17 protein-coding genes, 1 tRNA gene and 1 pseudogene are annotated in these 22,843 nt (G+C 48.1%); 14 read left to right on the top strand and 5 right to left on the bottom strand.

The genetic code is table 11. The features are described 5' to 3' along the window. The first annotated feature begins 12 nt into the window (after positions 1 to 12). On the top strand, positions 13 to 726 hold the full coding sequence (locus V3C63_RS08880; RefSeq protein ID WP_329887434.1) for a GTP pyrophosphokinase: 714 nt from the start codon (positions 13 to 15) through the stop codon (positions 724 to 726). Between the two features lie 83 nt (positions 727 to 809). On the opposite strand, the gene V3C63_RS08875 is transcribed toward V3C63_RS08880, so the two are convergent. From V3C63_RS08875 to V3C63_RS08855, 5 genes are all read right to left on the bottom strand, one after another. Continuing rightward, entirely contained in the window at positions 810 to 2,051 is a 1,242-nt protein-coding gene (locus V3C63_RS08875; RefSeq protein WP_329887433.1) for an ABC transporter permease, read from the bottom strand. Further along, positions 2,048 to 2,785 (bottom strand): ABC transporter ATP-binding protein, encoded by a 738-nt coding sequence (locus tag V3C63_RS08870; RefSeq protein ID WP_329887432.1) that lies wholly within the window; start codon positions 2,783 to 2,785, stop codon positions 2,048 to 2,050. The genes V3C63_RS08875 and V3C63_RS08870 overlap by 4 nt, the downstream gene beginning before the upstream one ends. Before the next feature lie 9 nt (positions 2,786 to 2,794). Beyond that, positions 2,795 to 3,781, bottom strand: a complete 987-nt coding sequence (locus V3C63_RS08865; RefSeq protein WP_329887431.1) for an efflux RND transporter periplasmic adaptor subunit — start codon at positions 3,779 to 3,781, stop codon at positions 2,795 to 2,797. Positions 3,782 to 4,268: 487 nt separating this feature from the next. Then, positions 4,269 to 4,403 carry a hypothetical protein gene (locus V3C63_RS08860; RefSeq protein WP_329887430.1) on the bottom strand — a complete coding sequence of 45 codons (135 nt, stop codon included), beginning with the start codon at positions 4,401 to 4,403 and terminating at the stop codon, positions 4,269 to 4,271. Between the two features lie 108 nt (positions 4,404 to 4,511). Continuing rightward, a complete protein-coding gene (locus V3C63_RS08855; protein ID WP_329887429.1) occupies positions 4,512 to 5,927 on the bottom strand; it encodes an MATE family efflux transporter in 1,416 nt (471 codons plus the stop codon). 488 nt (positions 5,928 to 6,415) lie between these two features. Here V3C63_RS08855 and V3C63_RS08850 point away from each other — a divergent pair. From V3C63_RS08850 to gatB, 13 genes and pseudogenes are all read left to right on the top strand, one after another. After that, positions 6,416 to 6,826: pseudogene (locus tag V3C63_RS08850) on the top strand (biotin transporter BioY); the annotation flags it as partial. 186 nt (positions 6,827 to 7,012) lie between these two features. Then, the gene (locus V3C63_RS08845; RefSeq protein WP_329887428.1) at positions 7,013 to 7,351 is read left to right on the top strand and encodes a metal-sensing transcriptional repressor; all 339 of its coding nucleotides are present in this window, start codon (positions 7,013 to 7,015) and stop codon (positions 7,349 to 7,351) included. An 18-nt stretch (positions 7,352 to 7,369) separates the two neighbouring features. Continuing rightward, positions 7,370 to 7,741, top strand: a complete 372-nt coding sequence (locus tag V3C63_RS08840; protein WP_329887427.1) for a heavy-metal-associated domain-containing protein — start codon at positions 7,370 to 7,372, stop codon at positions 7,739 to 7,741. A 17-nt stretch (positions 7,742 to 7,758) separates the two neighbouring features. Beyond that, positions 7,759 to 10,347, top strand: coding sequence for a heavy metal translocating P-type ATPase (locus tag V3C63_RS08835; protein WP_329887426.1), 2,589 nt, complete (start codon positions 7,759 to 7,761; stop codon positions 10,345 to 10,347). 167 nt (positions 10,348 to 10,514) lie between these two features. Further along, a tRNA-Leu gene (locus V3C63_RS08830) sits at positions 10,515 to 10,599 on the top strand. Positions 10,600 to 10,828: 229 nt separating this feature from the next. Next, entirely contained in the window at positions 10,829 to 13,276 is a 2,448-nt protein-coding gene (locus V3C63_RS08825; protein ID WP_329887425.1) for a hypothetical protein, read from the top strand. A gap of 44 nt (positions 13,277 to 13,320) precedes the next feature. After that, positions 13,321 to 13,992, top strand: coding sequence for a response regulator transcription factor (locus V3C63_RS08820; RefSeq protein ID WP_329887424.1), 672 nt, complete (start codon positions 13,321 to 13,323; stop codon positions 13,990 to 13,992). Further along, positions 13,985 to 15,289 carry a sensor histidine kinase gene (locus V3C63_RS08815; RefSeq protein ID WP_329887423.1) on the top strand — a complete coding sequence of 435 codons (1,305 nt, stop codon included), beginning with the start codon at positions 13,985 to 13,987 and terminating at the stop codon, positions 15,287 to 15,289. The genes V3C63_RS08820 and V3C63_RS08815 overlap by 8 nt, the downstream gene beginning before the upstream one ends. A gap of 28 nt (positions 15,290 to 15,317) precedes the next feature. Beyond that, positions 15,318 to 17,528 carry an ATP-dependent helicase gene (locus tag V3C63_RS08810; RefSeq protein ID WP_329887422.1) on the top strand — a complete coding sequence of 737 codons (2,211 nt, stop codon included), beginning with the start codon at positions 15,318 to 15,320 and terminating at the stop codon, positions 17,526 to 17,528. A 15-nt stretch (positions 17,529 to 17,543) separates the two neighbouring features. Then, entirely contained in the window at positions 17,544 to 19,502 is a 1,959-nt protein-coding gene (gene ligA / locus V3C63_RS08805; RefSeq protein WP_329887421.1) for an NAD-dependent DNA ligase LigA, read from the top strand. 132 nt (positions 19,503 to 19,634) lie between these two features. Further along, positions 19,635 to 19,922: an Asp-tRNA(Asn)/Glu-tRNA(Gln) amidotransferase subunit GatC gene (gene gatC, locus V3C63_RS08800; protein WP_329887420.1), complete on the top strand. Its 288-nt coding sequence runs from the start codon at positions 19,635 to 19,637 to the stop codon at positions 19,920 to 19,922. Between the two features lie 9 nt (positions 19,923 to 19,931). Further along, positions 19,932 to 21,383, top strand: a complete 1,452-nt coding sequence (gene gatA, locus V3C63_RS08795; RefSeq protein ID WP_329887419.1) for an Asp-tRNA(Asn)/Glu-tRNA(Gln) amidotransferase subunit GatA — start codon at positions 19,932 to 19,934, stop codon at positions 21,381 to 21,383. A gap of 15 nt (positions 21,384 to 21,398) precedes the next feature. Beyond that, complete coding sequence (gene gatB, locus V3C63_RS08790) at positions 21,399 to 22,841, top strand: Asp-tRNA(Asn)/Glu-tRNA(Gln) amidotransferase subunit GatB (RefSeq protein WP_329887418.1); 1,443 nt, start codon at positions 21,399 to 21,401, stop codon at positions 22,839 to 22,841. Positions 22,842 to 22,843: the final 2 nt, after the last annotated feature.

The following is a 22,843-nucleotide window of genomic DNA, read 5'->3' as shown; positions in this document are numbered from 1 at the left end:
AGCAGGAGTTGTATGCTCAATGAAAAAATAACCGATAAAACCCCGATGCTCGAAATTTTGGAAAATGTCGATCCGACGATTATTGCCAATGATAGTGAGCTGGATCCGCATAAACAGGCGCAACATCTTTTGAAAGAAATGTTTGATCTGCAGATGGTCTACCGATCGGCCATTCGAGAGATCAGCACGAAGCTGGAAATTTTAAATGATGAATTTCAAAGTCTGCATGAACGCAACCCGATTCACACCATGAGTTCTCGGGTCAAATCGCCGAAGAGCATCGTCGAAAAATTGGGGCGAAAGGGCTATCCGATCTCGGTGGATTCCGCAGTTGAAAATTTAAACGATATTGCCGGCGTGCGCGTGGTCTGCCCTTATATCGAGGATATTTATGCCGTTAGTCAATTGTTAAAATCTCAGGATGACCTTGAAGTTTTGCGAACGACGGATTATATTAAAAATCCCAAGCCCAGCGGTTACCGCAGCCTGCACATCGTGGTCAAGGTTCCGATTTTTCTGTCGGATCATAAGCAGCCGGTGAAGGTGGAAGTGCAGATTCGTACAATCGCCATGGATTTCTGGGCCAGCCTTGAACATCAGCTGCGCTATAAATCGGCGAGTAAAGTGGTTCCGGAAGTGACGGCCGCAGCGTTAAAAGAATGTGCGGACACCATTGCAGAGACGGATCGCAAAATGCAGGATATTCACAATCAAGTGATTCGATAGTCGGCGATTACAATAAAAATTCAACAAAAAACTCCGCTCCCAACTGGCGGAGTTTTTATTTGTAAGTCTATTGTTGAGAGGCTCTATTCGTAGCGCAGTGCGTCTATGGGGTTAAGCTTGGCCGCTTTGCCAGCCGGATACGCACCGAAGAAAATGCCGATCCCCATGGAAAAGAGCACAGCAGTAATGATTGACGACAGTGTAGGGTAGACTTTAATGTGAAGAAGAATGCCGCCCAAGGCACCGAGGCCGCCGCCGACAGTAATGCCGATCAGTCCGCCGATAATGCAAATGATGATCGCTTCGATAATAAATTGCATCCGGATATCGGCGTTGCTGGCACCGAGAGCCTTGCGAATGCCGATTTCCCGGGTGCGTTCGGTGACGGAAACAAGCATAATATTCATGACACCGATGCCGCCGACCAGAAGGGAAACGCCGGCGATCAGTGCAATGCCGGTCGAAAGGGTGTTCATCTGCTGATTGATCTGATCCGCTTCTTTTTCAATGTTGATGGTTCCGATATGAAATTCTGTATTGTTGGCGTAATATCGGGTGTTAAACCACTGGCGGATATCTTTGCTGAGCGATTCTGTGTTCGCATCAGATCGGACGGTAACAATCATTTCACCGTAGTTGGCGGTTGTACCGCTTAGATTGGCGGCCATGGTCGCCGGAATATAGACGGTGTCAGCAGTGTTTGACATATTGGATGAAAAGGGATTTTGATCGCTTTTAGCGTTTTTATAAACACCGATGATCCGAAAATCGCTGGTTGCGGTATTGCCGCTCACAGTGACATGTCGGCCGACGGGATCCGCATGTCCGAAGGTTTTAAGCGCCTGAGAATGAGATATAAGGGCCACCGAGCGGGTGTTGTCGATATCGTCGTTGGAGAAAAAACGTCCGGAAATCAGCTTGACTCCGCGAAAATGTAAATAACCGGTGTTGGCGCCGGAAAGGGTGACTTTGCTATGGCGAAGATCGTCGAGATGGCCGCTGCCCCCCGCAGTATAGACTCCGGCATCTTGAATGCGCCCGGCAAATTTGGTTTTAAAAGCCTTCAGCATATCCTGGGTGATTAAATCTGCAGATCGGGGTTCTGTGGCTGCTTCGCTGTTTCGGGCTTCAACGCTCACATCGATGGATTTTCCCGCAATATCCTGCAGGGATTGGCTGAGCGATCTGCTGATAGCGGAGCCGATGGAAGCAATGGCGATAACGGAGGCAATGCCGATGATGATGCCCAGCATGGTCAAAATTGATCGTAATTTATTGTTTTTCAGGCTGTTGATAGCGAGACCGATATTTTCCCGCAGGTTCATGCACGGCCTCCTTTCGACTGGCTGCCCGGACGGTCGCCGATGATGCATCCGTCCTTGATGGTAACGACGCGTTCGGCTTCTTCGGCAAGCTCTGTATTGTGGGTGATCAGCACAATGGTTTTCTGTTCCCGGCGGTGGAGATGATGAAAAATATCCATGACCATGCGGCCGGTGTGGGTGTCCAGCGCGCCGGTGGGTTCATCCGCTAGAATAATCGGCGGATCATTGGCCATGGCGCGGGCAATGGCCACACGCTGATTTTGCCCGCCGGAAAGCTCGTTGGGATGGTGATCGGCCCAAGCGCTCATCTGCACGGATTCCAGCAAGGCTTTAGCTCTTTTGTGACGTGCCTGGAGTTTGGTTTGTCCGTAAAGCATGGGCAATTCAACGTTGCTTAAAGCCGATGTGCGTGGGATAAGGTTAAAAGATTGGAAAACAAAGCCGATCTTTTGATTGCGAATTTGCGAGAGTTTTTTGTCGGCGACATCGTCCATCACCAGCCCGTCCAGGGTGTAGGTGCCAGAGGTGGGACGGTCCAGTGCGCCGATGATGTTCATCATCGTGGATTTGCCGGAGCCCGACGGGCCGACGAGGGCGACAAATTCGCCCCGATAGATGGTTAGATCCACATCGTTCAGGACCGTCAATTCATTGGGTGTGTCGATAAAGTATTTCTTGACAATGCGCGCCATCTGGATGACAGGTGGTCGCTTTGTATTTGAAGCATTTACCATATTGTCTCCTTAATGCTGAATGCGCACGCGCTGGCCGTCCGACAATTTCGCCGGATTGAGGATGATGAGCATGTTATCCCGCAGGCGATCGCTCTGTACCTCGATGTGTGAGTCAGATTGAAGGCCTAGGGTTACCGGCAGGGCATGAACCACAGCTGTGCCGTCCTTTTTCTTGGTGGCGTAAAAGAGTTCATCCGCATTTTTTTCATTTTTTGTGATCGCATCAAACGGAACGGAGAGCACATTTTGATGTGTGGCTACGATGATTTCCTGGTGTGTTTTCATGCCGATGCGCAGTCCGTCGATGGGCCGGTTGATGTTGGCGCTCGCTTCAAAAGTCGCCGAACTGTCTTTAGCAGCTGTTCCGGTGGTGTCGTTATTGCTGTTTGCCGTTGCCGCGTTGCCGATTGATTCGCTTCCCTCGGCGGCGGGCGAAATGCTGGCGACGATGCCTCGGTAATGTTGCCGATTGGTGCCTTCGGCAGTAATGGTAACCGCTTTGCCGGTGGCTACACTGGCAATATCGGCTTGTTTGATTTGCATGATTACTTTAAGATCGCCGGTGTTTTGAATGGTAAAAAGTTCGCCGTTGGCAGGAGCGCCTTTAACGGCGCCAATATGGGTGATGGTGCCGGCAATTGGGGCATAAACACCGGTCGTGCGACGTGTCTCCGCATTGTAAAGGGTGCATAAACGGGTGCCGCGGCTCACGTTATTGTTTAAACTGACATCAATGTATTGCACCTGTTGTCCGGAAGTATCGCTGACCTGGCGCGTGGTCTGACTAGCCACATAGCCATCGGCGGTGACGGTCCGGGTTAAGTTGGTGCGCCGAAGCGAGGTTGCCTTGACCGAGGTTAGCTTTGGATGCTGCTTTAAATAAAAGGTATGGCCTCCAATGATGGCTGCCAACAAAATAAGGGGAAAAATGATGAGCCATTTTTTATTTTTGGGAATGATTTGAATATGGGGAAATTTTTTTGATTTCAAAAACATGAAAAACCTCCTATTGCTTTTGTATTAATGCAATAATACAACCATAGAAGGTTAAAAGTCAAGGAGAATTTATTTAAAATAGAGGAGTTATTGTGATTATTCGATTTCCTTCTTTTTTGTTTTGGCCGGTCAAGGACGAGAAAAGCCAATGCGTGTAGGGAGCGGCTGCGTACATATTCCAGAAAAAAGCCATGGGGGAATTTTTGAAGGTGGTGCCAATTCAAATCGCGGGTAAATCGGCGACGGGCCGTCCTCCCATGATTAGATTAAAAAGAATGGAAGCAACCAGGCTCATCGTGGGGCACATAATGCCAACCGTGCAAGCTTGACGCATTAAGCGGTAGATATAGGAATTGTCTTTATCGTAATGAATGTGTTTCTCAGCAATTTTGGCACCCAATCGGTTTCCCCAAAGATTTGAAAAAATAAATACGAAAGCTCTCATATAAAGTGCTTCTAATGAGGGCTTCGAGAAAGACTTAGTTGGTCATGTTGAAAAGACCACCGGCCGATAGGGTAAATCCTTTTTTTTAATTGCGACGTTATAAACCTCCATGCCATAAGCCATGGGATAAGACATGATCAGACCAAATAGAATTTCTTGTTTTTTGTTTTTTGGCATTGCCAAACCTCTTTAATATAATGATGATAAAATTATAAATTCAAAAAAGCGCAGTCCTTACGAGATAGACTACGCCGATTGACTTATTTCTATTGTTTAAATCAATTGTTAAATTGTGTTATTGGGGAGCGGGATAGTGAGCACCAACCGCCGATAGGTCCTTTTGAGCAGGATAATTGTAAAAATAAGGGTGACGCCCTCTGCGATGGGGAATGCCATCCAAATCATCTTTGTGGCATGGGCAAAAGTAGTGAACCAGTAAGCTAACGGCAAGACGACTACGCAAAGTCTGAGCAGTGAAATCACAAGTGAGCTCCATCCGCATTCCAGGGCCTGAAAAATCCCTTGCCCGGCAATGTTAATCCCGGCGAAAAGAAACCCGATAGAGATAATGCGGACGGCAAGCACACATAGAGCAGCCGTTTGAGATGTCAGTCCAAAAATACTCACCAAGGGCTCGCCAAAGAGTTCGAGCACGATGGTGCCGGCCAACATGATGACTTCGGTATCTAAAAGGCCATAGCGAATGCCACTTTGCACGCGACGACGATTGCGCCGGCCGTGGTTAAATGCAATTAGCGGCGTGATGGCATCCCGCAAGCCAAAGGCGGCAAAGAAGAGAAATTGCTGGATTTTATAAAAAATACCATAGGCGGTCACCGCTTGTTCTGAGACCAGACCAAAAATGATATTGATGCCATAGGTCATGAAGGACATCAGTGCTTGCATGATGATGGCAGGCAATCCGATCACGTAGATTTTCTTGAGGGTGTCTTTGTGCAGTTTCAAATAGGCAGCGCCATTCGGGACTTCTTTGTTTTTGCTGCAGTGAAACCCCATGGCAATTGCCATGGAGACAATCTGCCCGATGACGGTGGCCAAAGCCGCGCCGGTGACGTTTAATCGGGGGAAGCCGAGCAGGCCGTAAATCATAATTGGGTCCAGAATGATATTGGTCAGAGCACCGGCAATTTGACCAATGGTGGAATAAACGGTTTTGCCGGTGGCTTGGAGCAATTTTTCAAAAATGGTGTAAAGACAGATACCAAAGGACATTAAACAGCAAACCTTGAGATAATCGTGTCCCATTTTGAGGATGATGGGATTACTCGTCTGAGTTTTTAAATAAACATCGATGCCGAAAAGACCGAAAGCAAAAAATAAGATAAAAATGAAAATGCCCAGCGAGATGCCATTGCCGGCGGTCTGCGCGACTCCTTTGCGATTGTTTTGTCCCAGTTGATTGGCCATAAGCGCATTGACACCGACGCCGGTACCGATACCCAAAGCGACGATGAGCATTTGGATCGGAAAAGCCAGGGTTAGTGCATTGACGGCATATTCGCCGGCGTGAAGAATGCCGCCGTAATCCGACATGCGAGCCACGAAGATACTGTCTACAATATTGTAACACGCTTGCAACACCATGGATAAAATAATCGGGATTCCCATATTGAGTAAAACCTTTGGAATCGGCATGGTTCCCATTTTATTTTGTGACGGGTTTTGAGATAAGTCTTGCATAACAAAGAGCCTCCTTCAATATAAATAAACTAATTTTTCGGGAGACTTTTTCGGAAAGCTGCCATAACCGTTTCTTTGTTGGAAAAAATAAAGCGCAAGCCCATCCGGACTTACGCTTTCGCTACACGATGACATTATTTTATCCGGGCAAATTAAAAAAGTCAAGCGTGACCGATGGACAAAATAAAAACCTGCAATATTTTCGCAGGATGATGTGCTATGCTCAAAAGCAAACGGGGAAGAGATGCGGTAATAAATCGAAATGCGCGTCGCCAGGAAAAAGTTGGCGAAGGAAATACCCAAGAGAAAAGGAGCAGCATATAACTTTATCAGATGAATCATTAACTTGGACGACTTGCATGATACGGATTGCGATTGTGGCAGCGGTGATTTGCATCATAGTCCGCTTTCGATTCCGATTCTGTCAGCTTATTTCCCGTCAGCTTGACATAATTGGACATCTATAAGGCAGCGTATTTCTTGGAGCGCAAGAATGTGACGCTGGATGTCTTCCACTATTATTAATCGATACGATTGGCTTGCTGGTCTTCTTTGAATTTGCCGGTGGATTTTCCAAGCTGGCAGGGCCAATGGGAAAGTACCTGATTGGGTTCTTGTTTTTGGCTGGAATTACGAGAATTTTTGTCGATTCCGATGTGAGCGATTGCAAAGAGTTGGCCTTTGGGATGGTAATCGGCAATTTAGTGATTTATCTTTTTGGCAGCGCTTGGCTTGCGGGAGTTGCCCACCCGAGCTTCATTTCGACGCTAATCATTGGTGCTTTGCCGTACATTGGCTTTGATGTGGTTAAGTTAGCGGTGGCGTTAGCCACCGTCCAAAGATCAGCCAAGCAATTCAAAAACGCAATCGCACCGGTTGAACGTAACATAAACAGTTAAAAAACGCTCCGAAATTGATACATACCTCTTTGCTGTTCGTCCAATAAGGGAGTACATATCAAAATTGGTGTGTTTTTTTGATGTTTAGTGTAAGAAACGCTTGACAAATACCCTAATAGAGTATAAAATGATCAAAATACCCTAATAGGGTATTTTGAGGATGAAAAGAGAAAGATTGAGGAAAAGATGACAGTAGAAAATCTAAAAATCCAAACGATTCATTCTGATACAGATGAATCCTGTTGTGTTCGGCACAAAAAAAGGAACGATGAAGAATACCGATGCCTGATCAATCGTTTGAATCGAATCGAAGGGCAGGTGCGCGGTATCAAGAAAATGGTCGAGAAGGATGCTTATTGCCCGGATATTTTAACGCAGAGTGCAGCGGTGACAGCGGCAATGCGCTCCTTTAACAAGCTGTTGCTCGAAAATCACATTAAAACCTGTGTCGTTGAGGACATTAAAGCGGATAAAGAAGGCACAATTGAAGAACTTATCCGGGTCCTCTCAAAATTGATGAAATAATGATCAGGAGGTATTCAAATGGCTGCAACTATAATTATTATTGCCGTGCTGGCAGTGGCGGTTATTATCGGAGTTCGAAGTGCAAGAAAGCGTTTCTCTGGTGAAGGCAGTTGCTGTGCAAGCGGCGGAGAAGCGATTATTGCCGAAGAAAAGAAACTTAATAGCAAAAAAATCGGCGAAAAGAGGATTCACATTGAGGGAATGACCTGTGAAAATTGTCAAAAGCGCATTGAACGTCAGCTTAACCGCATTGACGGCGTTGTGGCACATGTCGATTGGAAACAAAAGCAGGCAGAAGTCGAATTGGAAAAAGAAGTATCCGACGAGGAGATGACACGTGTTATTGAACGTTTAGACTATCGGGTGACAGGTATCGAATCCGTCGATTGAAACAGTTGGAGTGGACAATGGAACAATATAATGTGACGGGGATGAGCTGTGCGGCATGCAGTAATCGTGTTGAAAAAGCAGTCTCCAAAGTTGAAGGGGTTACCTCATGCTCGGTGAGCCTTTTGACGAACTCCATGGGCGTCGAGGGAACAGCGAGCGAATCAGCCATTATTCAGGCGGTGATTAATGCCGGCTATGGAGCTTCGCCGAAGGGTATCCGGAAAGATAAAGCGCAAGGCGCTGATCACGAAGTAGCGCTGGCCGCTTTGGAGGATCATGAAACGCCGGTGCTTAAGCGCCGCCTGGCGCTTTCTGTGGGCTTTCTGCTCATGCTTATGTACTTTTCGATGGGTGTTTCCATGTGGAACTGGCCGGCACCGTGGGTTTTCAGGGATAACATGGTAGGAATAGGCATTCTCGAAATGCTTTTGGCCATTGTGGTGATGCTTATCAACAAGAAGTTCTTTACCAATGGTTACCGGTCGCTTTTCATGGGCGGGTCCAATATGGATACACTGGTGGCCCTAGGGTCATCGGCGGCGTTTGGCTATTCGGCGGTGGTGATCATTGGGATGACCAAGCACTTGTCTGAAGGTCACGCGCAGATGGCTATGCAAATGGGACATCATTTTTATTTTGAATCAGCAGCCATGATTGTTACGCTGATTACCGTCGGGAAGATGCTGGAAGCCACGAGCAAAGGGCGGACGACGGATGCGCTTAAAAGTTTGATGAAGCTGGCGCCCAAGACGGCAGTGATTGAACGCGCTGGCGAAGAAATGACGGTCCCGATTGAAGAAGTGGTTATCGGCGATACCTTTGTAGTGCGCCCGGGCGAAAACATTCCCGTGGATGGTATTGTGCTTGAAGGCGCTACAGCGGTGGATGAATCGGCATTGACCGGAGAAAGCATTCCGGCGGATAAGGCAGAGGGTGATGTGGTTTCAGCGGCGACGCTCAATCAATCCGGGTTTATGAAATGCCGTGCGACACGGGTGGGAGAAGACACTACATTGTCGCAAATCATTCAAACGGTCTCGGATGCGGCGGCGACCAAGGCGCCCATTGCCAAGGTGGCAGATAAGGTTTCCGGTGTGTTTGTGCCGGCGGTTATTGCTATCGCCCTGGTCACGATTGCGGTTTGGCTGGTCGCCGGGAAAAGCGTTGGATTTGCGTTGGCGCGCGGAATTTCGGTATTGGTGATTTCCTGCCCCTGCGCACTGGGCTTGGCGACACCGGTTGCCATCATGGTCGGATCTGGAATGGGTGCCAAGCACGGCATTATGTTTAAAACGGCCGCCGCCCAGGAGGAAACAGGACGAATCGAAATTGTTGCGCTGGATAAAACCGGTACAATCACTGAAGGGACGCCCAAGGTGACGGAGGTTCTGCCTGCGGACGGTGTGGATCCATCGACATTGATGCAATTAGCCGCGTCTTTGGAAGTGAAAAGCGAGCATCCGCTGGCAAAAGCGATCATGGATTATGCCAAAGCAAATCAGATCGCGCCGCAGGTCGTGACAGATTTTTCGGCATTGCCGGGCAATGGCCTGTCAGCCTCTTATCACGGGGAAAGGCTGATTGGCGGCAGTTTGCAATATCTTAAGCCGCAGGTGGCTGTCGATTCGGCGTTTGAAAATCGGATGGAAGCATTGGCGGCGACCGGCAAGACGCCGCTGCTTTTTGCTAAGGGCGGCGCATTGATCGGTGCGATCGCCGTGGCCGATGTGATTAAAGCGGACAGCCGCGAGGCGATCGCACAACTTAAAGGCATGGGCATTCAGGTGGTCATGCTGACCGGCGATAATGAGCGCACGGCCAAGGCTATCGGCGATCAGGCCGGGGTCGATCAAGTGGTGGCCGGCGTGCTGCCTAATGGGAAAGAAGCAGTGATCCGAGATCTGCAGAAAAACGGCAAGGTCGCGATGGTTGGCGATGGGATTAACGATGCGCCGGCACTCACCCGGGCCGATATCGGCATGGCCATTGGCGCCGGCACAGACATTGCTATTGATGCGGCGGACGCCGTATTGATGAAAAGCCGGCTTCTGGATGTGCCGGCGGCCATTCGTTTGAGCCGGCAGACCTTAAAAAATATTCACGAGAATCTATTCTGGGCATTTTTCTATAACGTCATCGGGATTCCTCTGGCGGCGGGCCTTTATCATGTTTTATTCGGTGCGCCTTTTTTGAATCCGATGGTCGGTGCGGCCGCGATGAGCTTGTCGAGCTTTTGCGTCGTGACGAACGCGTTGCGCCTCAACTTGTTCAAAATGGACGATCCTTCAAAGGATAAAAAATTGGTGCCCAAGCATCGTTCGACAGAAAATATTATAGCGGACAACAACTTAAAGAAATTCAATAATCAGAAAATTCAAGGAGAAACAAAAGTGCAGAAAAAAACCATTAAAATTGAAGGCATGATGTGTGGTCATTGTGAAAGCATGGTAACCAAGGCGCTGGAAAGTTTAGAGCAGGTTGACAAGGCGATGGTCAGCCACACTGCCGGTGTCGCCATGGTTGAACTAAATCAGGACGTCGACGACGCCGTATTAACTAAAGTCGTCGAAGACAAGGATTACAAGGTTATTTCTATCGAAGGTTAAACGCGTCATCTCCGCAGGATTTATTTCGCGGATGAACGCGTAGGTGGGCGCTTGCTCAAGTTGTTGAGTTTGACGTCAAAAAGTCGGTCTTGCGGCCGGCTTTTTTTTGTGGTATGTTATATGAGCACGTTACAGGCGAGTGCTTGTTCGCTCGAGTGACGTTGCCTGCGGATGTGGCGGAATTGGCAGACGCGCCAGACTTAGGATCTGGTATCTTTTGATGTGAAGGTTCGAGTCCTTTCATCCGCACCAATTGCAATATTTTACTGAATTCGCGCTAATGGTGCGAAGATCAGATTTTCATTCCTTATCGGGGAATGGTTTTATAGACTGCTCGGGCAAAGTTTCGGGCAGTTTTTTGTATGGTTTTGACAGCCAGGGTTTTAATCTTCAAAGGCGTTATGATAGAATAAATGCATTCAAAAGATATCAGATTTCTGGAGGGCCAGAGATTTTTTGAGCGGGAAAGGAGCGATATCCAATGAAAAAGGATACCTGCGAAAGATGTGGAAAGGAATTGGGTGTTTTTGCCAGAACGTATCAGATTAATAAACCGCGTCTGAATATTCAATATGAATGCTTGTGTTCGTCGTGTTACAAAACGCTGACCCAGGGGATCGATCTGATGGAAAAAATGCGGGCCGACATGCTGACCACCCTTAAAAAGGATTATCGGGTTACAAAATTGGGATCGGTCGACATTGACACGTTAATTTTTCTGGCGGTTGCGGTTGTCCTGAAATTTGCCCCTCACTTCACGGCAAAGGACAACCCGTTATTTATGACCTTTATTAATCGGGAAGAAGCGGATCCGGACTTCACCCGGGATTTGGCACGCATTGTGTATCAATTGCTTTCTTTTGGCTTTTCAGCCAATTTGGCAGATGCGGAATTGATGAGTTTCCCCAAATATTTCAATAATACAACGTTTTGGATCAAACAAGTTCAGGCTAATTGTAGCGATACAGTACCACGCGTTTGGGTCAACGCATTCTTATCGTCGCGTGGGATTGTTCTTCAGCAAATTGAAGGATCAAAAATCATTGCGATTTCCTTTCCTTCAGATATGGAAATCCGGTATGCTACCAAACAACAGGAAGGCATTCAAGCGATTAATCTGACGTCGGTCAAATACGTGGATAAGGGGCTCGACGACGATAAATTTGTCAGTTTATACAGCAATGATGAAGTGCCCTTTAAAAAAGTCGTGCACATGATTGACAAATACAATGAACATTTAAAAGAACGGCACGAACGTAAACGACGTACTGTGCTTAATATCCTGGGAGAGAAAGCGCGGTCGGATTTGCGGAAAATCCGTCCCAATGAACCTTTTTCTGCGATTCATATCGATTGTATTCTGCTTTGCATCGTCAAAAATCTTAAAAAGGCAGGGACAGTTCCCATTCTGGATTTGTATGATCCGTATGGAGTGACATTGGATCTTCTGGTGCGAGATTATTTGAGCAATTTTTTGACCTTAGGCATTCGGACCCGGGATGATATGGTGGACTATATTCGCAGCAATTGTTATTATGCGGATCATTTTAACGTTAAATTTGAAAGAAGAAAGCCGGAACCGGCCTGGGGATTCTTTGCCTCGCGGGGATATATTCTTTGCTTCAAGCGGAGCAAACGTGTAATGTTTATCTATCAGGATGCCTATCCCAATGACGTTTATTACCCGTTGAACGATCTGATCTATCAGGGGATGCGCTATATTCAACTGCCGACGGAAAATCATCAGAGTGAAACGGTCTCCGTTTATGAAACCTTTGAAGGACTGATTTTCTTTAGCAAGGATATTGAAACCATTGGAGAAATGGGACAGTTCTTCTCAGAGAATAATCGTTATTTCCAGATGGATCGCTATGTGGCAGAGGAAAAACGCATTTATGCTGATCGAGAAGCGGTGATAGAAATCAAGCGGATCTCCGATCACCTTTTTCGTGACTTTGGATACATTCCTTTCTGTCTGTACAGTGAGTGGGCAGCCATCCAAAAGGCGATCGGCGAAGATGACGCCTTGCTCAGTTATTTAATGGACACACAAAATGAAGGGCAGCTGCGAGAACCGAGAAGCGAAACATCTTATACAGCGCGTATCGCCAGAGCTTTTGCCAAAGGCGGAAAGGATTTGATGCAATCACTTAAAATAAAGGATGAATCTGTTGCACGGGGGATCCTGTGGACGTATTTTGATAAGTCGCTAACGACGAATTTGTCCAGAGAATGGATTCGCCTCGGCGGCGATATCGTTCAAGACGGAGATTCTTTGGAACGAGCTTTTGATCGTTACGCCAGTCTCACAGAGCTTGATCCTGATAAAGCTTATTATCTGGGACTCTTCATTTATTATTTGATGGCTAAAGGGATTTTGCCAGATGACAGTTTCCTAGTGAATTACGATCGTGCTCTGCCGGTGTACATCCACTGCCATCGTAAAGTGGAATACGATCAGGGGGTGGACATGCCGGCGGCAATGTTTGAAAGCATTAAAGATAACTCAGAAGCGCATCGGGATTCGCGGGGGAAGGCCCAGAAAGTTGGCGACGAACGTCAGAGTATTGATGATTGGGCGTTGACGCAGGCAGAGGCAGATGCCCGAGCGAAAGTTGAGAAACCTTCTGAAAAGATCACAGAGACACAAACGGTCACTAAAAAAGTACTCAGTGACGAGGGTGAAATCGTTGAAGTGACGGAAGAAGTTATCGTGACGCCTTTGGGGATAGGGCCGGAAAGCGGTGAAACAAGTGATGTGTCTGCCGTTGATACACAAGCGAATAATGCAGACGGGGAAGCGAAAAATAAGGCAGTACCGGAATCCGATCCCGAGAAACCATTGGCAACAGACGAGAATCAACTAAATGATGCACGACATCGTTGGTGGCGCGGCCGAAGAAAGAACAAAAAAGAATTAAACCAATAATAGATAACGGTAACGATCAAATTAAAGCGTTGCAGAGGGATAAGATGCGGGTATTATTAGTTGAAGATGAGATCTCGTTGTCTGCAGCTTTGGCAAAGCTGCTGAAAAAAAACAAAGTGGAAGTCGATGTAGTCAACGACGGGGCAAGCGGAAAACAGATGGCTGACCGTGATATCTACGATGTGATCGTCTTGGACATTATGTTGCCGGAAGTGGATGGCCTGACGGTTTTAAAGCACATTCGGCAGACCGGCAAAAAAGTTCCGGTTTTACTGTTGACGGCAAAAGATAGCACACAGGATAAAGTCAAAGGACTGAATATGGGTGCGGATGATTATGTGGTCAAGCCTTTTGAGACGGATGAATTAATCGCAAGAATTCGCGCGCTGGGACGCCGCGCTGGAGAGCAATATGCCGACAATGTGATTCAATATGCGGATCTTGTGCTCGACACAACCAGTGGGGAATTATTAATTGGGACCAAAAAGGTGCGGTTGACAGCAAAGGAATCTCAGATGTTGGAGCTCTTTATCCTCAATCCGAAACAGACCATTGCGAAGAAAGTACTTTTAGAACGCATCTGGGGCAATGACGGTAAAGCCGTCGAAAATTCGGTAGAAATTTATGTTCATTATCTGCGAAAGAAGCTATCAGGTGCGAAGGTGACCATTAAAACATTAAGGGGCATGGGATACGTGCTCAAAAGGGATGAATAAATTAACGAAGCTGCGTTTCAATCTGACATTGATTAATACCTTGGTCTTGATTGGTTTGACGGCATTATCCATTTTTATTATCAGTATCAGTTTGAATATGCGCCAGCAGTCGGAATTGAACGGTACGATGACGGCTTACGCCTCTCAGCTGGTTACCAATCTCGACGGCATCAACCGACATTCTAAAGATTCGTCGCAGATTCAAGCGCTGTCCCTTTTAAAAAAGAATTTGGAGAAAAACGACGCTGGCTATTTGGTGTGGGATGATATGTTCAACGTTGCTGCAACAGCGTCGGTCGACGGAAATGTCAGTCGGAAAGCGCTCAAACATTTAACGCAACGTTATTTTAACGAGCATCACACCGGCTACTGGACCGTGGATTATCAGGAAAAGGGCGGAACCTATAAAATTTGCACCGGTGGTGTTGTCGATGCGAACGGGCGGTTGACGATCATTCAGATTGTGCGAAATATGCATGCCGTTCATACGCTTTCAAGCGTGACATTGACAGCCATTTTATTGGTAGTCGCTATTGGCTGCGGCATTTCACTGGCCGGCGGCTTCTTTTTATCCGGGCGCGCCCTCAAGCCGATTCGTGAAAATCTGGAGCGACAGCAGGAGTTTTTAGCCAATGCGTCGCATGAATTGCGAACACCGATCGCCGTGATTTTAACCAACCTCGAGGTGATTAAAGAAGATCGCGATCAAACTATCGCCGAAGAGATGCAATGGCTTGACAATGCCTATCAAGAGACGAAACGTATTCGGCGCATCGTCGAAGATTTAATGTTTTTGGCACGGGTGGATGCAGGGGAAACCAAAATTGAAATGGAACGCATTGATCTCGCGTTTTTATCGCAGCAAGTCATTGAACGGATGCTGCCACTGGCGGCACAGAAAAATATCCTGTTAGATTGGGAAATGCCTGACGAAGCACTCGCTGTCAGTGGCGATCGGGCGCTTTTAACACAGCTGATTGTGATTTTGGTGGATAATGCCATTAAATATAGCGGCGAAAATACCGTTGTGAAGTTAATCGGTCGCCGTAAGGACACGCAGGTTGCTTTGTCGGTAATAGATCGGGGTATCGGGATTGCCAAAAGCGATCAAGATAAAATTTTCAGTCGATTTTATCGGGTGGATAAAGCACGGTCTCGGGCGGTCGGCGGTACGGGTTTGGGCCTTTCGATAGCATTTTGGATTGTGACGCAGTATCACGGGAAGATTTTGGTTGACAGTGAGGAAGGTCAGGGTACGACAATGACTGTTTTGCTGCCTATTGAAAAGTCAGAATAAAGGAAAGTGTTGAAAATTTGGAGGATGAATGGGTTTACTGGACGGATTAAACGAACAACAAAGAGAAGCGGCACTTGCAACAGAAGGGCCGCTTTTGATATTGGCTGGTGCTGGCTCAGGCAAAACGCGGACGATCATTCACCGTATTGCGTATATTTTGGAACAAGGCTTAGCGTGGCCCTCTCAAATTCTGGCCATTACCTTTACTAATAAGGCGGCGGGAGAAATGCGGGATCGAATTGCGGCCATGGATATCCCAGAAACGAACCGCATTTGGATGTACACCTTTCATGCGATGTGTGCGCGGATCATGCGCATGCACGCAAAGCTTTTGGGCTATGGAGATAACTTTGTGATCTATGATGCGGACGATCAAAAGCGGCTTTACAAACAAATTGCCAAGGAATTGGATTTATCGGATAAGCAATATCCCTTTGGCTATGTGATTGGCGAAATTTCCGCGGCCAAGGAAAAGGGAATGCTCCCCAATGCCTTTGATCAATTGGCGGCCGGGGATTTTCGACTGAAGAAAGTGGCTCTTTTTTATCACCGTTATCGGGAAGCGCTGATGCAAAACAATGCGATGGATTTTGACGATTTGATTCTTAACACGTTGATTTTGTTTAAGGAACATCCGGAAATTCTCGCGGGCTATCAGCAGCGCTTTAAATATATTTTGGTGGATGAATATCAGGACACCAACCACAGTCAGTATGAATTGGTGAACCTGCTGGCCGGCGGGCACCGCAATCTTTGTGTCTGCGGGGATGATGACCAATCGATTTATGGCTGGCGCGGCGCGGATATCCGCAATATCCTCGATTTTGAAAAAGACTATCCTGACGCAAAAGTCGTCAAGCTGGAAGAGAATTATCGCTCGACGCCGGTGATTCTTGAAGCGGCCAACGGGGTGATTGCCAATAATACCGGCCGAAAAGAAAAAAATTTATGGACACACAACCCGGGAAGCGAAAAAATCGCTGTATCGGCTTACGATCAGGGCTGTGAAGAGGCGGATGCCGTCTCCGATGAAATTGAACGACTGCGACGGGATGAGGCGTTTACCTACGGCGATTGTGCGGTGCTTTACCGCACCAACGCTCAGTCGCGTTTGTTTGAAGAGGCTTTTATGCGACGGGCGATCCCTTATCAATTAGTGGGAGGAACGGGCTTTTATGCCCGGATGGAAGTCAAGGACATCGTGACTTATTTGCATGTGTTGCTCAATCCGGCGGATAACCTGGGCACGGTGCGCATCATCAATACGCCCAAGCGGGGGATCGGCGGCATGACGATTCAGAAACTCCAGGATTTCGCCGACTTTAAAGGTTACAGTCTGATGGATGCGGTGCTCAATGTCGAAGCGGTGCCAACGCTTTCGGCGGGCATTCAAACCAAGGTGCGCCGCTTTGCAGATATGATGCAGGAGCTCATGACCGCGGCAGCAGAGGAATCGGTGGCGTCGCTTATTGAACACGTGATTGACGCGACGGGCTATATGACGATGCTCGAAACGGGTAAAGTGGAAAGGGCGGAAGCGCGCATTGAAAATTTGCAGGAACTGATTTCTTCGGCGGCAGATTTTGAAAAGAATTCTGATGACACGAGTTTGACCGCCTATCTGGAAACGGTGGCGCTGACCAGCGAAACGGATAAATATGAAACCGATGAAGGCAAGGTCCTCTTGATGACATTGCACAATGCGAAGGGGCTGGAATTTCCTGTGGTGTTTATGCCGGGAATGGAGGACGGGATTTTCCCCAACGCGCGTTCTTTTGATGATCCTGCCCAGATGGAAGAAGAACGGCGCATTTGTTACGTGGGGATTACCCGGGCAGAGAAAAAGCTTTATTTGTCTCACGCGTCAGAACGAACGGTATTTGGCAGACGCCAACCTCAGATTGCCTCGCGGTTTTTGCGGGAGTTGCCGGTGGACTGCATCCACGAAGAGGAGCATCATTCCCGGGAGGCGGTGATCAGTGAAGCGGGGAAGCGGGCGAATCAGACCTTTGGTCGCAGACCCAGTGCCTTCGGTGCCAACCTGACTTATGGTAAAAAGAAAAAAGCAGCGCCTGACATCGGTTCGGGGACGAATAATTATCAGCTTAGCGACAAAGTGAAGCATAAAAAATTTGGCGTCGGGACCATTGTTGAAGTGAAAGCGCATCAGATTTCGGTGGCCTTTCCCGGAGTCGGTATTAAAAAACTTGATCCTGGATTCGTGCTGCCGGCAGATTAAAATTAGAGGATGACCATGGCAGAATTAACCATCAATCAGCAAATGGCCGATTTGATCGAGAAGATCAATGCGGCGTCAGAGGCATATTACGGCGGCAGAGAAGAGCTGATGTCCAACTATGAGTGGGATGCACTTTTTGACGCATTGATTCGGCTTGAAAAAGAAGCTGGCTACGCGCGCTCTGATTCGCCGACCCAACGTGTCAGCGCATCGTCATCAGAAGCAAGCGGCGAAAAAGTAGCTCACGAATATCCGATGCTGTCGCTGGCGAAAACCAAAACCGTTGCCGACCTAGTGAAATGGGCCGATGGCCGGGATGTCTGGCTTTCGCTCAAACTGGATGGACTCACTTTAGTGGCAACCTACGACGAAGGGCGGTTGAGCCGGCTGGTGACCCGGGGCAATGGCAACGTCGGCACAGACATCACCCATTTGGCCCCGGCCATTGACGGTGTGCCGATTCAAATATCGGAGCCGGGACATTTGGTGATTCGCGGTGAGGCGTTGATCACCTATAAGGATTTTGAATCGTTTTTACTGGAGAGTGAAGAGACTTATGCCAATCCGCGCAATTTGGCGTCGGGGTCGCTGAGCTTAAAGGATATTGACGAAGTTAGGCGGCGGCATTTGCAGTGGATACCTTTCACGCTGGTGCATCTTGATCACGAGATGATCTCCTGGGGTGCGCGGATGGACTACCTTGCGTCTTTGGGATTTCATCCGGTGGCGCGAGAACGCCTGCAGGCCGATACGCTGAGCGATGGCATCGCGCGCTGGAGTGAACAAATCAGCAAAGGTGCAATTCCCTATCCGGTAGACGGATTGGTGATGACTTACGACGACACGGATTATGCCCGGACAGGATCCGTGACCGGGCATCACGCGACACGCGCAGGATTGGCCTTTAAATGGCAAGACACATCGGTCGATTCAATTTTGACGGAGATTGATTGGTCCTGTGCAGCATCAACTATTACGCCGGTGGCTATTTTTGAACCGGTGGCGCTCGAAGGCACGATCGTCAAGCGGGCGAGTCTGCACAATATTAGCGAGTGTCGGCGCCTGGGGATCGGCGGGGCCGGGACCAGGGTGACAGTGATTAAAGCGAATAAAATTATTCCGAAGGTCATCGCGGCAGAGGGTGAGGGGAATTTTGTCATTCCAGAGACCTGCCCGGTTTGTAGCGCGCCGACGACTGTGGCCGTATCGTCATCCGGTGCGGAGACACTGCATTGCTCCAATCCCGAATGCGCAGCCAAGCACCTGCAGAAATTCAATCGCTTTGTTAGCCGTTACGGGATGGATATCGACGGTCTGTCCATTCAAACGATGAATAAATTTATTAATCAGGGATTTATCAAAAGTTTTTCAGATATTTATCAGTTGTCAAAACATTTTGACACTATTCGTGAGATGGATGGATTTGGCGAAAAATCCGTGACCAATTTGGCTGCGGCAATTGAAAAGAGTCGTCGGGTTAAACCGGAAAATTTGCTCTTTGCTTTGTGTATTCCAATGATCGGGGTGGATGCCGGCAAACGGTTGACCAATGCTATCGGCCTTGAAGGCGTGCTGAATCGATTGAACGCAAACGAAGGATTTGATGATATTGAAGGCATTGGCCCGGAAAGATCCGATTCGCTTCTAACCTGGTACGCCGATGAGAAAAATGCAGCGGATTTAACGCAACTGCTGGCAGAACTTCAAGTCGATATGGGAGCGAAACAAAGTAATCGTGGTCGATGCGAAGGGCTGACTTTTGTGATCACCGGCAAGGTGCGGCATTATCAAAATCGGGATGCGTTTAAAGCTTATGTCGAGTCTCAGGGCGGGCATGTCAGCGGATCGGTTTCGAAAAAAACCGATTATCTGGTAAACAATGATGTGGAAAGCACTTCCGCAAAAAATCGAAGGGCCAGAGATCTGGGCGTTTCCATTATTTCTGAAGCCGAATTTGTCGAACGCTTCGCCTGAACTGATTAAAGTTGTGCGAAGCAATTTTAAACGGGCATTCTGTGATTGGCGTTGAAAATGCCCGTCGAATCAACTATAATAAATCAATATGGTAAAACGAACTTATGAACTTTTAAATGAGGAGATATTGCAATGAGTATTTCAAAAGAAGACGTTACCTATGTGGCAAATCTTGCCAGGTTGCGCTTTGATGGAGCGGCAACCGAGAAAATGGTGAAGGAGCTGGGCAGCGTTTTGGATTACGTCAATACGCTGAATGAAGTCGACACGACAGATGTGGCCGCGACAGAGCATATTTTACCGGTGAAAAATGTGTATCGCAAGGATGAAATTGGCGAGTCACTTTCTAATGAGGCGGTGCTGGCTAATGCGCCGGATTCTGAAAATGGCTGTTTTAAAGTGCCGAGAGTGCTGGAATAGGAAATGAATTTGGATATCACACGATTAACCATTCACGAAACGCTAGATCTATTGAATCAGGGTGAACTGAGCGTCTTTGATGTGGCCCAGGCTTACGCGGATCGCATTAAAAGCCTTGATGGCCAATTAGATGCTTTTTTGCTTGACCATACCGCACAGGCTCTTGAAGTCGCCATGACAATGGACCAAAAAGGTAGAGGAGATGCTCCGTTAGCAGGTATTCCCTATGCGTTGAAAGACAACATCTGCACCAATGGCATCCACACGACGGCGGCTTCCAAGATTTTGGGTAATTTTGTCCCGCCGTACGATGCCGATGTTTACACCAGACTGAATCAGTCCGGGGCGGTTATGCTGGGGAAAGTCAATATGGATGAATTTGCCATGGGTTCTTCCACAGAAAATTCTGCCTATCAAACGACTAAAAATCCCTGGGACATTACCAAAGTACCCGGCGGCTCCTCCGGCGGCTCTGCTGTGGCGGTGGCTGCGGATATGGCAGCCTTTTCACTGGGGTCTGACACTGGCGGCTCCATTCGCCAGCCGGCTTCGTTGTGTGGGGTGGTCGGTCTCAAACCGACTTATGGTTTGGTGTCGCGTTATGGACTCATCGCCTTTGCGTCATCGCTGGATCAGATCGGCCCCTTTACCAAAGATGTTGAAGATGCCGCAATCGTTCTGAACGCGATCGCCGGTCACGACTCGAAAGATTCGACGTCGCTGAATATTCCCAAGAAGGACTATCTGGCCGGCTTAAAAGACAGTGTCCAAGGGATGAAGATTGGCGTGATGAAAAGCTCTTTTGACGATGGCGTTCAGGCGGAAGTTCAAAAGGCGGCTAATGACGCGCTCGATGTGTTTCGAGTGGCCGGCGCGGAAGTCGTCGAGGTGGATTTTCATTATTTGAAACAGGCACTGGCGGCGTATTATATTATTGCCTGTGCAGAAGCATCTTCTAATTTGGCACGCTATGATGGCGTGCGCTACGGGGTTCGCGCCGAAGAATACACCGATTATATTGACATGTACTATCAGACTCGGACTCAGGGCTTTGGCGACGAGGTTAAGCGCCGAATCATGCTGGGAACTTATGCCCTTAGCTCTGGTTATTATGACGCCTACTATAAGAAAGCGATGCAGGTTCGCACGCTCATTGTTGAAGACTTTAAATCTGTTTTTGAGCAATGTGATGTGATGTTGACGCCGACTTCGGCCTCAACGGCTTTTGGCATCGGCGAAAAAATCGGCAATCCGCTGGATATGTATCTCAACGATATTTTCACGGTGCCGATGAATATCGCTGGGGTGCCGGGGATCTCGCTACCGACGGCTTTGGATGATGCCGGGCTGCCGATTGGCATTCAATTGGTGGGGCCGGCGCTTGGTGAAGACCGTATTTTAAGAGCAGCCCATGTTTTGGAAAGTGCCGTGAATTTCCGGCAGTATCAGCCGCAACTTTAAGGATGGAGTTACACAATGGAATACGATATTGTCATCGGAATGGAAATTCACGCCGAACTGCAGACGAAGACCAAGATCTTTTGCGCTTGTCCGACAAAGTTTGGAGATCCCGAAAACACCCACACTTGCCCGGTTTGTCTGGGGATGCCCGGAGTATTGCCGGTTATTAACGAAAAAGTGATCGAATTTGCGACGAAGGCGGGTTTGGCGCTCAATTGCAAAATCGCCAATTTCAGCAAGATGGATCGTAAAAATTATTTTTATCCGGATCTGCCGAAAGCCTATCAGACATCACAGTTTGACAGGCCGTTGTGTTTGGGCGGATCGGTGGATATCAATGTGAATGGGGAAACCAAACCCATTGGGATTACTCGAATTCACATTGAAGAAGATGCCGGGAAACTGCTGCACGAATCGGCGGACGGCACATTAATCGATGTGAACCGTTGCGGTGTGCCGTTGATCGAAATCGTCAGCGAGCCGGACATGACCGGACCGGAGGATGCCCGGGCCTTTGCTGAAAAGGTGCGCAATACGTTGGAATATACCGGCGTATCCGATTGTAAAATGGAAGAGGGGTCCATCCGTTTTGACGTGAACCTATCGGTCAAACCCAAGGGCAGTGATGAACTGGGAACACGGACCGAAATGAAAAACCTAAATTCTTTCCGCGCCTTAGAAAGAGCGGTGCGCTATGAAAGTAAGCGGCAGATCATTGAGCTCAAGAAAGGACATCGGATCATTCAGGAAACGCGGAAATGGGATGATGCCAAGGGTGTCAGTTCTTCCATGCGTTCCAAAGAAGATGCCCAAGATTATCGCTATTTTCCGGAACCGGACCTGGTGCCAATTGTCATTACCGACGAACAGATCGCCAAGGCAAAATCCGAACTGCCGGAATTGCCGGAAGCGAAAAAGGCACGTTACGTATCGGATTATGGTTTGCCGGAATATGATGCTGAAGTCCTCACCACATCGAAAGAAACCGCGCGCTTTTTTGAAGAGACGGTCGCGATCCTCAATGAACCCAAGCAGATTTCTAACTGGCTCATGGTGGATATTCCCGCCCATTTAAAGGAAAGGGAACTTACCATGGCGACGATTCCCTTCGCGCCAAAGGATTTGGCTGAGCTGATCGCCATGATTACCGACAACACCATTTCCGGAAAAATTGCGAAAAAAGTAATGGATAAAATGTTTGAAGGCGGCGAAACGTCGCCGAAGACCATTGTTGACGTTAATAATTGGGCGCAGATGAGCGATACAGACGCTTTGACGGATGTGGTTGCTCAGGTGATCGCCGACAATCCGAAATCCATTGCAGATATTGCCGCCGGAAATAAAAAGGCTTATGGGTTTTTGACCGGACAGGTGATGAAGGCGACCAAGGGTCAGGCCAATCCGCAAATGGCCAATCAGATTATCCAGGAACTGGTTGAAAAGCAGTTGAAAGGCTGAGG

The organism is Pseudoramibacter faecis (assembly GCF_036289405.1).
GTDB classification, from domain to species: domain Bacteria; phylum Bacillota; class Clostridia; order Eubacteriales; family Eubacteriaceae; genus Pseudoramibacter; species Pseudoramibacter faecis.
The sequence above is the reverse complement of the archived record's forward strand: the minus strand, read 5'-3'. Positions and strand labels throughout refer to the sequence as shown.

What these genes read in the sequence shown, in the direction of transcription:
- V3C63_RS08880 (WP_329887434.1), top strand. Translation starts at nt 13, where the DNA reads ATGCTCAATGAAAAAATAACCGATAAAACCCCGATGCTCGAAATTTTG.
- V3C63_RS08875 (WP_329887433.1), bottom strand. Translation starts at nt 2,051, where the DNA reads ATGAACCTGCGGGAAAATATCGGTCTCGCTATCAACAGCCTGAAAAAC.
- V3C63_RS08870 (WP_329887432.1), bottom strand. Translation starts at nt 2,785, where the DNA reads ATGGTAAATGCTTCAAATACAAAGCGACCACCTGTCATCCAGATGGCG.
- V3C63_RS08865 (WP_329887431.1), bottom strand. Translation starts at nt 3,781, where the DNA reads ATGTTTTTGAAATCAAAAAAATTTCCCCATATTCAAATCATTCCCAAA.
- V3C63_RS08860 (WP_329887430.1), bottom strand. Translation starts at nt 4,403, where the DNA reads ATGCCAAAAAACAAAAAACAAGAAATTCTATTTGGTCTGATCATGTCT.
- V3C63_RS08855 (WP_329887429.1), bottom strand. Translation starts at nt 5,927, where the DNA reads ATGCAAGACTTATCTCAAAACCCGTCACAAAATAAAATGGGAACCATG.
- V3C63_RS08845 (WP_329887428.1), top strand. Translation starts at nt 7,013, where the DNA reads ATGACAGTAGAAAATCTAAAAATCCAAACGATTCATTCTGATACAGAT.
- V3C63_RS08840 (WP_329887427.1), top strand. Translation starts at nt 7,370, where the DNA reads ATGGCTGCAACTATAATTATTATTGCCGTGCTGGCAGTGGCGGTTATT.
- V3C63_RS08835 (WP_329887426.1), top strand. Translation starts at nt 7,759, where the DNA reads ATGGAACAATATAATGTGACGGGGATGAGCTGTGCGGCATGCAGTAAT.
- V3C63_RS08825 (WP_329887425.1), top strand. Translation starts at nt 10,829, where the DNA reads ATGAAAAAGGATACCTGCGAAAGATGTGGAAAGGAATTGGGTGTTTTT.
- V3C63_RS08820 (WP_329887424.1), top strand. Translation starts at nt 13,321, where the DNA reads ATGCGGGTATTATTAGTTGAAGATGAGATCTCGTTGTCTGCAGCTTTG.
- V3C63_RS08815 (WP_329887423.1), top strand. Translation starts at nt 13,985, where the DNA reads ATGAATAAATTAACGAAGCTGCGTTTCAATCTGACATTGATTAATACC.
- V3C63_RS08810 (WP_329887422.1), top strand. Translation starts at nt 15,318, where the DNA reads ATGGGTTTACTGGACGGATTAAACGAACAACAAAGAGAAGCGGCACTT.
- ligA (WP_329887421.1), top strand. Translation starts at nt 17,544, where the DNA reads ATGGCAGAATTAACCATCAATCAGCAAATGGCCGATTTGATCGAGAAG.
- gatC (WP_329887420.1), top strand. Translation starts at nt 19,635, where the DNA reads ATGAGTATTTCAAAAGAAGACGTTACCTATGTGGCAAATCTTGCCAGG.
- gatB (WP_329887418.1), top strand. Translation starts at nt 21,399, where the DNA reads ATGGAATACGATATTGTCATCGGAATGGAAATTCACGCCGAACTGCAG.